This window comes from Aestuariivivens sediminis (assembly GCF_022662105.1).
GTDB classification, from domain to species: Bacteria; Bacteroidota; Bacteroidia; order Flavobacteriales; family Flavobacteriaceae; genus Aestuariivivens; species Aestuariivivens sediminis.
On sequence record NZ_JAKMCP010000005.1, the window covers coordinates 1 to 12,325 of the forward strand.

Below are 12,325 nucleotides of genomic sequence, written 5' to 3' on the forward strand. Positions count from 1 at the left end.
CATTGAACCATTACATCGCCTCTGAGCTTACGGCCACCACCGGTGACTGCAACGATAATGATGCGGCCATACACCCTGGAGCCACCGAGGTGTGTGATGGTATTGACAACAACTGTAATGGCCAGACCGACGAAGGGGTTAAGACCACCTATTATGCCGATAGCGATGGCGACGGCTATGGGAATCCGGCATCGACTACCCAGGCCTGTTCACCACCTTCGGGTTATGTCAGTAACAACACGGATTGTGATGATACGGATGCCAATGTGAATCCGGGTGAGACGGAAATATTGGATAATGGTAAGGACGATGATTGTAACCCAAGCACCTTGGACAGCTCAGCTGACGTTGACGATGATGGGGATGGTTTTACAGAAAATGAAGGCGATTGTGATGATACAAATCCGGATATCAATCCAAATGCAATAGAAATATGCGATGGCAAGGACAATGACTGTGATGGTCAGACTGACGAGGGGGTGACCACCACCTATTATGCCGATAATGACGGGGATAACTACGGCGATCTCTCATCACCCACTCAGGCCTGTTCGCTACCCCCGGGCTATGTGCTGAACAACACGGACTGCGATGATACGGACAATACGGTCTATCCCGGAGCCCCGGAACTGTGTGATGGCAAGGACAACGACTGCGCCAATGGGGTGGATGATGGAGTAGTGTTCCAAGATTACTATACCGATGCCGATGGCGACGGCTATGGCGATGCCGGGGATGTTCCTGAGAGTTCATGCTCGGCCGTTTCAGGAAAGGTGACCAATAATTTGGACTGTGACGATACGGATGATACCATTTACTCGGGAGCCCAGGAGCTGTGTGATGGCAAGGACAATGACTGCAATGGACAGACCGACGAGGGGGTGACCACCACCTATTATGCCGATAACGACGGGGATAACTATGGGGATCCGGCATCGACCACCCAGGCCTGTTCACCACCTTCGGGTTATGTCAGTAACAACACGGATTGTGATGATACGGACAATACGGTCTACCCCGGAGCACCGGAGCTGTGCGATGGCAAGGACAACGACTGCGCCAATGGGGTGGATGATGGCTTACTCTTTGAGGATTACTATACCGATGCCGATGGAGACGGTTATGGCGATGCCGGGGATGTTCCGGAGAAGTCATGCTCGGCCGTATCAGGAAAGGTGACCAATAATCTGGACTGTGACGATACGGATGATACCATTTACTCGGGAGCCCAGGAGCTGTGTGATGGCAAGGACAATGACTGTAATGGCCAGACCGACGAAGGGGTTAAGACCACCTATTATGCCGATAGCGATGGCGACGGCTATGGGGATCCGGCATCGACTACCCAGGCCTGTTCACCACCTTCGGGTTATGTCAGTAACAACACGGATTGTGATGATACGGACAACACGATCTATCCCGGAGCCCCGGAACTTTGCGATGGTAAGGATAACGACTGTGATAGCCAAGTGGATGAAGGGTTTACGGATACCGATAGTGACGGCATAGCAGATTGCATTGATAATTGTCCAACCGTTGACAACTCTGATCAATCTGATGTGGACAATGACGGTATTGGTGATGCTTGTGAGGGACTCGCTGTAGAAAGTCTTACCTTGAAGGATATCACCATTTTCCCTAACCCTTTTAATAGTGATATTACCATTCAATTGCCTCCCAGGTTTAATAGCACCCTATTCACGCTAACCCTATTCGATATCACCGGAAAAAGGATTACGGTTCGCGAAAAAACAGTGATACATGGCAAGATTGAACTGGGGTATTTAGCAACTTTGGATCAAGGCCTATATCTCCTAAAACTAACATCTTCAGAAAGCGGTAGTCTTATAAAGCGTTTGGTAAAATTTTAATACGGTATTATAAAAAATGGGCTCTTAATACATTTTTAGAGCCCATTCTTCCATTTGAATAGTTGCGTTAGTTATCTTATTGAACAAATAATTTCTTAGTAACTTCGTTGGTGCCATCATTGAGTTTCACAAAGTACATACCGGTGTTTAGGTGAGAGATATTTAATTCGGTATTTTGATTGTAAGGTGTTCTGGACATGCCTTTAACCAATTTCCCTTGAAGATTATAAATAGCGATATCTACATTGGCACTGGATAATGAATTAAATTTAAAATAAACCATATCACGAGCCGGATTGGGGTACATTTTAAAAGAATATTCAAAGGCATCTTCAATTCCTAAAGCCGGTAATTCAGCAACACAGATATTGAAGGTTCCAAGTTCCAGGTTCGCGAAAGACCAGACCCGTACATATAAGGTTTCACCAATGGAATAATTTCCACTGATATCAGTCGCTTGGATTAAAGAGAAAGCGCCCACACCATTGTCGTCATCACAGGATAGCTCGGTTAATCCGGCACAAGATCCAGAATATATCGACATCATGGTATCGGTTATGGATCCGTCATCCTCACTGGTTTCAACATTGAAATTTCCAGTATTTGGAACAACAAATTTATACCAAACGTCTCTACCACCATAGGAATCGGGTTCGGGACAGCCCGGAGCCGCAACACCAGAATCAGTCGCATTGTTCGAGCCTAACTTGACGTCAGAACAGGATACATCCGGAATTATTTCGGTTGCATCAGCACAAATGTCGTTGGTCGCTGCGGGAGGTGGTGTAAATTCAACAGCACATATATTAAAGGTGCCCGTGGCACCACCATATCCCCAAAGTCTGATATAGATGGTTTCGGATGCCGGATGGACCACTTCAAAGGCAGCCATTAAGTCATCCCCATTCAAATAGGCATCATCGTTACAGCCATAGAAGTCCAACGCACCACATGTACCGGTATAGATTGCCATACCGTTATCATCCAGTGTACCACTGGAGGTTTCAACCCTAACGCCTCCGGAGGCAGGCATGACGAGTTTGTACCAGAGGTCACCACCGGTAAAATTACATCCGGGATCACCTGCAGAGGACGTCGCCGTGTTGTTTAAATCAACTAGAATTTCACTGGTAGAACAGCTTCCAGTAATATTTAAGATATCAAAAGCTCCTGAACAGTCATCATTCGCGGGCTGCGCATAAACTCCGGTAGCATATAAAATGGTTAATAAAAAGAAGAGCGTAATTTTTTTCATAAGGATTAAGTTTTAGAGAGTTCTAAAATTATAAAAAAATAAAACAACTGGGGTCGTTTTATGGTTTAATCGTCGGATTAATTAGTTTAAAAGAAGATTTCAAAGAGTCTGTCAAAATAAGAAGTCAACTTTTTGATAAAATACGGAATAAAAGTTTCATGGTGTCCCTCTATTGGGTACTTGCGAATAGACGGTAATGGATATAAAAAAGGCGCGAGGAGTAATTTAAAATAAATTCGTTAGAAGACAGATATCCACCTGAAAGTAAGGTGGATCCCGATAGGAATGCTCGGGGTTGAAGGGCCGGTCAATTCTGATGAGTACCGACATGTCCTGTCCAAATGAAGCGATTGAAACATCACAACAGACTGGTCTTAAGCCATGAGTCCGTAGTTGGTAAATATGAGTCTTTAGGCTCTTTTTGGACGTTAGTGATCTTTAGATTTAAGCTATCACATATTACTTACCACTGATTACTCCTCCTTTACCAGTCGCTCCAGGGTATAGGTAATGAGCCTGTCAACGGTTTTACCCGGATTTTTACTAAAGGTCCCGAGGGTTCTGTTTGCAATAATAGCATTTAAGGATACCGCCTGATGACCCATTAATTTGGATAAGCCATAAATAGCACTGGTTTCCATTTCCAGATTGGTGACACGTAAACCGTTGAAGTGAAAGGTCTGAATTTTTGAATTTAGGGATTCATCGTCCAACGGTAATCTTAGTATCCGGCCCTGCGGACCATAAAATCCAACGGCTGTAAGGGTGATGCCCTTATATGTATGCGCGCTTACCAATTGCTGCTCCAGAGCCTCACTGCATGTAATAAGCAGTGGCCGGGCTTTGAAAATGGGCCACTGGGTGTGCTGTATAAACGCGCGTTCCATTTCCGGATTGGTAATGTTCCCAGTTTGGTAGCTGTGGAGCATACCGTTCAAATCCAGTCCATATTCACTAATCACAAAGGCATCTAAAGGAATATCCTCCTGAAGTGCACCGGAAGTCCCAATTCTGATGAAATTGAGGGTGGTGATATCTTCTTTAACCATTCGTTTATTAAAATCGATATTGGCCAGTGCGTCGAGCTCATTGATTGCGATATCAATGTTGTCCGGTCCAATACCGGTGGAAATGACCGAGAGGTGTTTGCCTTTATACCATCCCGTATGGGTTTTAAATTCCCTTTTTTGGGTTTTAAATTCTATAACTTCAAAATGTTTGGAAACTTTTTCCACCCGATCCTGATCTCCAACCAGAATGATGGTGTCGGCTATATGTTCAGGTTTGAGGTTAAGATGATAAATACTACCGTCCGGATTTAAAATAAGTTCAGAATCATTTATGGGCATGAATGGGATTTTTATAATGAGGTGTTTTCATCGTGTTGTTAAAATTTTACAAAATGCATAGAGCCATAACCATAACTTGGTCTAACCTCCAACGCGCTTCACGTTAAACCCTTTGTCTTTTAAAATTTGCATGATATTATCGCGATAGTCGCCTTGGATAATTATGGTATCGTCTTTAAAACTACCACCAACACTCAGTTTGGTTTTAATGGCTTTCGTCAACTTTTTAAAATCCTCATAGGCACCGGTATATCCCTCAAGGATGGTTACCGCTTTACCTTTGCGCTTTTCATATTTACACAAAATGGGATCCTCCTGGAGCCATAACCCTTCGTCCTTTTGATCTTCTTTTGGTTCGTCTTCTGAAATGTGGTCTGGAAATAAGTTTTTTAACTGATCTTGTAAATCCATTTCTTACTATTTTTTTATAAGACCAAGCTCTACAAGGCGTTCATTTAAAAATTCTCCGGCGGTGATGTCTTCAAACTTTTTTGGGTTAGCGTCATCAATGCAACTTTCCAGTACATCGAGTTTCATACTACTTATGGGATGCATAAAGAAGGGAATCGAGTATCTTGATGTACCCCACAATTCTTTGGGAGGGTTGATAACCCGATGAATGGTTGATTTTAATTTATTGTTCGTATGTCGCGATAACATATCGCCAACATTTATCATAAGCTCGTCCGGTTCCGCTATGGCGTCAATCCATTCCCCTTTGAGGTTCTGTACTTGGAGACCACGACCATGGGCACCCATAAGTAAGGTAATCAGATTAATATCACCGTGGGCGGCGGCTCTTACCGCTTCTTTGGGCTCTTGGGTGATAGGAGGGTAATGAATAGGTCTTAAAATGGAGTTACCATTATGGATATATGGATCAAAATAGGTCTCTTCCAAATCCAAATGCAAAGCCAAGGCCCGTAATACATACTTTGCCGTTTTTTCCAACATCTTATAGGTTTCCTTGCCTACTGTATTGAACTCGGGTAATTCTTCCACATATACATTATTCGGGTATTCCTTTTCAAGTTTGGGGTTGTCTTCAACATACTGACCGAAGTGCCAGAACTCTTTTAAATCCCCTTCCTTTTTTCCTTTGGCGCTTTCCTTTCCGAAAGAGACATAGCCCCGTTGACCACCAATATCGGGAATCTCATATTTTTGTTTTATTTCCAAGGGCAAATTAAAAAAGTTTTTTACTTGCTCATACAGGGTCTTTACCAATTGGTCGTCCAGGAAATGTCCTTTTAAAGCCACAAAACCAATCTCCTGGTAAGCTTTACCAATAGCATCTACGAATTGTTGTTTTTTTTCTGCATTTCCGGAAATGAAATCATTTAAATTAACACAAGGGATGGTTGTCATAGAAATTTTATTACATGTAGCTTTACAAAAATACAAAAACGTAATAATAGTTATCGTGTTATTTGGCTTTATTAGTCCTATTGGATTTTGAAGGATGAACTCCATTAAAGATTAATATCCCCTGTAATGGAGTCATTAGCTTTTTTTAGAATAAATATGGGGATATAAATCTTCAATACGTTCGGCATTCAACACATAAGATTCCTGTGAACACCGGTTTTAGTCCATAATTTTTCATTCTATGAACCTAAACTTTAAATGAAAAATTTCATGTACATTTGATACAGGCAATAATTAAGTTTATGGTCAATACAATGGCTTCTACTTCTTTTCATTATAACGTAAATAACCTGAGTTCTGAGGATTTGATTCATCTGTATAAGACTATTTTAAAACCTAGACTTATAGAAGAAAAAATGCTTATCCTTTTACGGCAGGGAAAAATAAGCAAGTGGTTTTCAGGAATTGGTCAGGAGGCTATTGCGGTGGGTGTCACTATGGCGCTTAAAAAAGAGGAATATATCCTTCCCATGCACAGGAATCTTGGTGTATTTACGACCAGGGGTATTCCACTTTCCCGACTTTTTTCACAATGGCTGGGTAAGGGCAACGGGTTCACCAAGGGACGCGATCGCTCATTTCATTTTGGCACCCAGGAGTTCAATATTGTGGGGATGATTTCTCATTTGGGACCCCAATTAGGGGTTGCGGACGGCATTGCCCTGGCTTCCAAATTAAAGCATAAGGCACAGGTTACGGCCGTATTTACCGGAGAAGGTGGTACCAGTGAAGGCGATTTTCATGAGGCCTTAAACGTTGCCTCGGTTTGGCAACTGCCGGTCCTTTTTTGTGTTGAAAATAACGGCTATGGTTTATCTACACCGACACATGAACAGTACCATTGTGAACACCTGGCAGATAGGGCATTGGGTTATGGCATGGAATCTCATATTTTGGACGGCAATAATATAATTGAAGTATACACTAAGGTTTTGGAATTGACTGAAAGTATGCGGAGGCAACCACGACCCATTTTAGTGGAGTTTAAAACCTTTAGGATGCGTGGACATGAAGAAGCAAGCGGAACAAAATATGTTCCTCAGGATATAATGGATTCATGGGCATCTAAAGATCCTGTAGTTAATTTCCAGTCCTTTTTAAAAGAAAAAGGGCTTCTTAATGATGCTGAAGTTATAGCCATTAAAGAAGATATACTAACTGAAATCAATACCCATTTGGAGAGGGCCTTTGAAGAAGAACCCATTCATTCCACCATCGAAATGGAACTCTACGACGTGTATAAGCCATACGACTATAAGGATATTCAACCGAATACTGAAACACCTACCATCAGATTTGTCGATGCCATCTCTCAGGGCTTAAGGCAAAGTATGGAACAGCATCCCGATCTGGTTATTATGGGACAGGACATTGCGGAATATGGTGGGGTGTTCAAGATAACTGAAGGCTTAATGGAACAATTCGGGAAGGACCGAGTACGGAACACCCCCATATGTGAGTCTGCCATAATTGAGGCAGCCATGGGGCTTTCCATTGCAGGTATGAAGAGTATAGTGGAAATGCAGTTTTCAGACTTTGTGTCATCAGGTTTTAATCCGGTGGTTAATTATTTAGCAAAAACTTATTACCGTTGGGGACAAGAGGCCGATGTGGTTATTCGCATGCCATGTGGAGGAGGTGTGGCTGCCGGACCATTCCATTCTCAGACCAATGAAGCCTGGTTTACCAAAACACCCGGATTAAAAGTGGTATACCCTGCCTTCCCATATGATGCCAAAGGCTTGTTGGCTACTGCGGTGAATGACCCAAACCCCGTGTTGTTTTTTGAACATAAAGGTTTATATAGAACCATTAGGCAAGAGGTCCCTCAGGATTATTATACCTTACCTTTTGGACAGGCCTCAATGTTAAAGGAAGGTCATGAAGTGACCGTTATAGCCTATGGTGCTGCCGTGCATTGGGCTTTGGAAACCCTGGACCGCCATAACCATATTTCTGCGGATGTCATCGATTTGAGAACGCTTCAACCTTTGGATAGCGCGACTATATTTTCATCCGTGAGGAAAACGGGTAAAGTCATTATTTTGCATGAAGACTCCCTATTTGGAGGTATTGCCAGTGAGATATCGGCGATGATAATGGAGGACTGTTTTGAGTATCTGGATGCCCCCGTAAAGCGAGTAGGCAGTTTAGAAACGCCAATTCCTTTTGCGCCTCCGTTAGAAGACCAATATTTACCCAAACAACGCTTTGAGGAAGAATTAAAGTTGTTGTTGCAGTACTAAAATTAGGATATGGATTACGTTACTCTATTTTTTAAAGCAATTAAAGGCACCATTGATTGGACCTGGCGTTCGATAACCTTCGATGTATCCTGGTACAATAATTACTTCTGGGGTTTAATTATAATATCACTTGTGGTATGGGTATTGGAAATTTTATTCCCCTGGCGAAAGGAGCAGTCCATTTTTAGAAAGGACTTTTGGTTGGATGCATTTTATATGTTTTTTAATTTCTTCATATTCGCCATAGTCATAAGTGGGGTTTATAAAATTTTGGAGGTATTTTTTTCCGAATATGGTATCACGATGACCTCCATTTCAATTATAGACATATCACATATTTCAAAATGGAGCCAATTGCTCATTTTCTTTATACTACTGGATTTTGTTCAATGGTTTACACATGTTCTCTTACACCGTTTTGAGATACTTTGGCGGTTTCATAAAGTTCACCATTCGGTCAAGGAAATGGGCTTTGCTGCCCATTTGCGCTACCACTGGATGGAAAATGTGTTGTATAAACCGCTTAAAGTCTTTGCTGTCATGGTACTGGGCGGTTTTGTTCCCGAACAGGCGTTTATCGTCCATTTTGTAGCCATAACCATAGGTCATTTAAATCATGCCAATATCAAATTAACCTATGGTCCGTTAAAATATATATTCAATAATCCGGTTATGCATTTGTACCATCATGCTTATGCACTTCCTGATAGCAGAAAATATGGGGTGAATTTTGGAATAAGCCTAAGTTTTTGGGACTATCTTTTTAGGACCAATTACATTCCGGAAGCGGGCGGAAAAATTCTTTTAGGATATAAAGATGATCAAAACATGCCTCGAAATTTTTTTAAGCAGCTTTATTACGGGTTTAAAAGGGGGGATTAATTAGTGAAGCGTTTTGGCAATAGCCTGCACCTCATCCAGGACTCTAAGCAAGTTGCCGCCCCAAAGCATGGCAATCTCATCTTCGGTATACCCTCTTTTTACGAGCTCGAGGGTGACATTTAAGGTTTCTGAGGCATCATACCAGCCCTCAATACCGCCGCCACCATCAAAATCACTACTGATACCCACATGTTTGATGCCCATTTTTTCAACAAGATAATCGATGTGGTCCACCAAATCATAAACATTCACGGCAGGTGGTACATCTTTCATTTTTTCCAGTTTTTTTCTGACCAAAGTCGTCATGATATCCCAATATTCATAGTAAACTTCTCGTTCCGTGTTTGGCAATGTTGAAATGGCTTCCTTGTCTATCCATTTAACCCCTAAGGAATCCATAATTGCCTTTCCCAATTGAGTTTCAATGTCAGAACGCGCATTCACTTTTTCTGAATCCAAATAGCCTGCGAAAGCTACCGTTTGCACAACACCACCATTGTTTTTCATCCATTCCAATTGCTCATCGTCTAAATTTCGACTATGATCGCATAGCGCCCTTGCTGATGAGTGGGAGGCAATAAGCGGGGCTTTACTAAGTTGGATCATTTGCCTCATGGCTTCTTTTGAAGGATGGGATACATCGATCATGATACCTAATCGGTTCATTTCTTTAATCACCGCTTTGCCTAAATCACTAAGGCCATGATGCAACCAAACGCCATCTTTTTCTCCTGTATTGCTGTCAGCCAGTTGACTATGACCATTATGTGCTAAGGACATGTAACGCGCTCCAAGGTTATAGAATGTTTCTACCCGGGTAATATCGAGTCCAATGGGGTAGGCATTTTCAACCCCTATCATCGCCACTTTTTTCCCGGAATTTAAAATGTGTCTGGCTTCTTCGGATGTAGTGGCCAAAGCTATTTGATCCGGTGCGAGGTCTTCAACGAGTTTATGAATGGCATTAAACTTAGCCATGGCGTTATCCAAGGCCATTTGATAGCCCTTGCCAGTTAAGGAATCCTGTCCGGTGTAAACACTAAACCAGACCACATCCAAACCTCCGGCTTTCAATTTGGGGAGCGTGACTTGGGTATTTAGGTCCTGGGTATAGTTTATCGAATCGGTAAAATGTTTCACATTAATATCACAATGGGTATCCAGGGTCAATATCCGATTGTGAATGGCTTTGGCCTTTTCCATGTAGTCCGGGGTTTCGTTTTCGGGTTTCGAATTATTTTTACAGGAACAAATAACGAGAAGACATCCTAAAATTAGGGATTTATGCAACATTTTGATGGTTGGTTTAATTGATGGTAAATTACAAAAAATAACATATTATAATTATATTTAACTTATGATTATGCGGATAACGATATTAACTATTGTTTTTTTGAGTTTGTGTAGCTGTAAAGATTCAGATTTATATGCCGACTACAATTGGCATACTATTGAAGTAACCGCTACGGCGTATAACTCATTAAGTAATCAAACGGATGATGACCCTCACATTACGGCCTTTGGAGATAGTTTAGTCCCTGGTCTTCGGTATATAGCCGTATCACGCGATTTATTGAAAAAGGGCCTAAAGCATGATACACCGGTTAAAATTGAAGGTTTGGATAGCATTTATGTTGTAAAAGATAAAATGCATTACCGATGGAAAAACCACATCGATATTTATATGGGACTTAATGTAAAGGCAGCGATGGCATGGGGTAGAAAAAATGTAACTATTGCTTATGGCATTCCAAAATAAGCGATTCTATTGTGGCTTGTTATTTTAAACGCCACAGGGCTGCCTTCTCAGGTTTAGAAATAAAATTTAGTCTTTAAAATCCCCGGTTTTTTAGGGAATAAAAAAAGGTCTAGAAACTATTGGATTTCTAGAAAGCCCTTTTTATTGGTGTCTTATCCCAATAAAAAGGGCTTGTTTTTAAGGCGAGTGACCTATTGAAAAATATAAACGATAGGACATTATTTGCAGGCCGTTGGGGCCTAATCCTCTTTGCGGTGCTGATAGAAATCATCGTAACAGGGTTTCAGGTTCTGCGTCGTGAGTTAATGAGCGTATCGTTTGGTCCCTTTCCAAACATCTTCGTGGTTGTATAACCTTAAAAGTTGTCGGGTATGTAACAAACAGTTGTCGATTAACTGATTTCTATGTCTGGATATTTTTATAACAGAGTTCATTTTTATTGATGGTTTGGATTGATGTTCTTTTTAAAGGCTTAAAAAAGACGCTACTTATCTGTAACGTCTTTTGCTGTTCCAATTGTAACTTTTAGAATTTGGTAAGTTACTGGTCAATTGATTGGTGTGTAAAGTTCTCATTGTTTTTCGTTTTTTAATTGATTTATACTTGATAGACGACAAGCTTTTAATTTTGTTACAGTACTATGTATAGCATAATAGTAATTTAACAAATTTTAACACTTTACGGGGTTTTTATGATGTATTTGGGGCATTTATTTAAAAAAATGGACGGCTTTGGGAATGATTTTTGTTAATTAATACTCAAAATTAGGATTCAATAAAGAAGTTTATCAATAAAAAAATATCTTTGACTTACCTTTGTAACGGGTATAAAAATTGAATCAGAACTGTTTTAAATTGATGAAAATAAATGTATTAACTTATATTTTGTTGTGCTGTTCGGTATCCATTTGTGCTCAAATTGACACCGAAAAGAAGCTTAAGATCGTTCCTGCTGAAGAAAGCAAAGAAGATTCTGCTACCATATTGCCATTAACCCCATCGAAACCGGCGGATGACAGTTTTAGTGATTTGGCAATTCCAAAAATATCCAAAAGCCTCGAAGTTCCTGAAAAGCCATTTTCCATGTTTCCGGAAGAGGAGTTTGGCAATCCCGGAGAATTATATCAAAAGCGGATTAGTAAAAATATAGATGATTTAACATTATCAAAAGAAGAAATAGAACGACGAAACGGAAGTACAACGGATCAGTATTTAGGAGATTTTAAGAGTAATGCCGAATTTGTAAATGTCATTTATCGCGATCATGGTTATACCGATGGCGACATCATTCAGGTTTTAGTAAACGATGATATTGTTCATGCCAGAGTTTATCTGACAGGTGGTTTTAAAGGATTCAAACTTAATTTGCTCAAAGGATTCAATAAAATTGATTTTTTAGCTTTAAATCAGGGCGAATCGGGTCCGAATACAGCGGAGTTTAAAGTTATTGACGATCAAGGTCATATTGTATCACATAATCAATGGAACCTCGCCACGGGGGTAAAGGCAACCGTTATTGTTGTCAAGGAAGAGTAG

General features: G+C 41.0%; 10 protein-coding genes. 5 read left to right on the forward strand and 5 right to left on the reverse strand.

All coding sequences use genetic code 11. The features are described from left to right. A partial coding sequence (locus MR054_RS12825) for a MopE-related protein (RefSeq protein WP_242158237.1) occupies positions 1-1,871 on the forward strand: 1,871 nt, incomplete at its 5' end. A gap of 76 nt (positions 1,872-1,947) precedes the next feature. Here MR054_RS12825 and MR054_RS12830 read toward each other — a convergent pair. From MR054_RS12830 to MR054_RS12845, 4 genes are all read right to left on the reverse strand, one after another. Continuing rightward, complete coding sequence (locus MR054_RS12830; protein WP_242158239.1) at positions 1,948-3,126, reverse strand: T9SS type A sorting domain-containing protein; 1,179 nt, start codon at positions 3,124-3,126, stop codon at positions 1,948-1,950. A 473-nt stretch (positions 3,127-3,599) separates the two neighbouring features. Then, the gene (locus MR054_RS12835) at positions 3,600-4,475 is read right to left on the reverse strand and encodes a nucleoside phosphorylase (RefSeq protein ID WP_242158241.1); all 876 of its coding nucleotides are present in this window, start codon (positions 4,473-4,475) and stop codon (positions 3,600-3,602) included. Between the two features lie 81 nt (positions 4,476-4,556). Beyond that, the gene (locus tag MR054_RS12840) at positions 4,557-4,886 is read right to left on the reverse strand and encodes a translation initiation factor (protein ID WP_242086634.1); all 330 of its coding nucleotides are present in this window, start codon (positions 4,884-4,886) and stop codon (positions 4,557-4,559) included. Positions 4,887-4,892: 6 nt separating this feature from the next. Beyond that, a complete protein-coding gene (locus MR054_RS12845) occupies positions 4,893-5,843 on the reverse strand; it encodes an isopenicillin N synthase family dioxygenase (protein WP_242158243.1) in 951 nt (316 codons plus the stop codon). Between the two features lie 314 nt (positions 5,844-6,157). On the opposite strand from MR054_RS12845, the gene MR054_RS12850 reads away from it, so the two are divergent. Continuing rightward, complete coding sequence (locus MR054_RS12850; protein ID WP_420868347.1) at positions 6,158-8,149, forward strand: alpha-ketoacid dehydrogenase subunit alpha/beta; 1,992 nt, start codon at positions 6,158-6,160, stop codon at positions 8,147-8,149. 9 nt (positions 8,150-8,158) lie between these two features. Then, a complete protein-coding gene (locus MR054_RS12855; protein ID WP_242158246.1) occupies positions 8,159-9,031 on the forward strand; it encodes a sterol desaturase family protein in 873 nt (290 codons plus the stop codon). On the opposite strand, the gene MR054_RS12860 is transcribed toward MR054_RS12855, so the two are convergent. Next, a complete protein-coding gene (locus tag MR054_RS12860) occupies positions 9,032-10,324 on the reverse strand; it encodes a dipeptidase (RefSeq protein WP_242158247.1) in 1,293 nt (430 codons plus the stop codon). A 70-nt stretch (positions 10,325-10,394) separates the two neighbouring features. On the opposite strand from MR054_RS12860, the gene MR054_RS12865 reads away from it, so the two are divergent. Both MR054_RS12865 and MR054_RS12870 read left to right on the forward strand, forming a co-directional pair. Then, positions 10,395-10,790, forward strand: coding sequence for a 3D domain-containing protein (locus MR054_RS12865; RefSeq protein ID WP_242086668.1), 396 nt, complete (start codon positions 10,395-10,397; stop codon positions 10,788-10,790). An 857-nt stretch (positions 10,791-11,647) separates the two neighbouring features. Continuing rightward, entirely contained in the window at positions 11,648-12,325 is a 678-nt protein-coding gene (locus MR054_RS12870) for a hypothetical protein (protein WP_242158248.1), read from the forward strand.

Bases quoted from the DNA above. Each gene is read 5' to 3' on its own strand.
- MR054_RS12830 (WP_242158239.1), bottom strand. From the start codon at position 3,126: ATGAAAAAAATTACGCTCTTCTTTTTATTAACCATTTTATATGCTACC.
- MR054_RS12835 (WP_242158241.1), bottom strand. From the start codon at position 4,475: ATGCCCATAAATGATTCTGAACTTATTTTAAATCCGGACGGTAGTATT.
- MR054_RS12840 (WP_242086634.1), bottom strand. From the start codon at position 4,886: ATGGATTTACAAGATCAGTTAAAAAACTTATTTCCAGACCACATTTCA.
- MR054_RS12845 (WP_242158243.1), bottom strand. From the start codon at position 5,843: ATGACAACCATCCCTTGTGTTAATTTAAATGATTTCATTTCCGGAAAT.
- MR054_RS12850 (WP_420868347.1), top strand. From the start codon at position 6,158: ATGGCTTCTACTTCTTTTCATTATAACGTAAATAACCTGAGTTCTGAG.
- MR054_RS12855 (WP_242158246.1), top strand. From the start codon at position 8,159: ATGGATTACGTTACTCTATTTTTTAAAGCAATTAAAGGCACCATTGAT.
- MR054_RS12860 (WP_242158247.1), bottom strand. From the start codon at position 10,324: ATGTTGCATAAATCCCTAATTTTAGGATGTCTTCTCGTTATTTGTTCC.
- MR054_RS12865 (WP_242086668.1), top strand. From the start codon at position 10,395: ATGCGGATAACGATATTAACTATTGTTTTTTTGAGTTTGTGTAGCTGT.
- MR054_RS12870 (WP_242158248.1), top strand. From the start codon at position 11,648: ATGAAAATAAATGTATTAACTTATATTTTGTTGTGCTGTTCGGTATCC.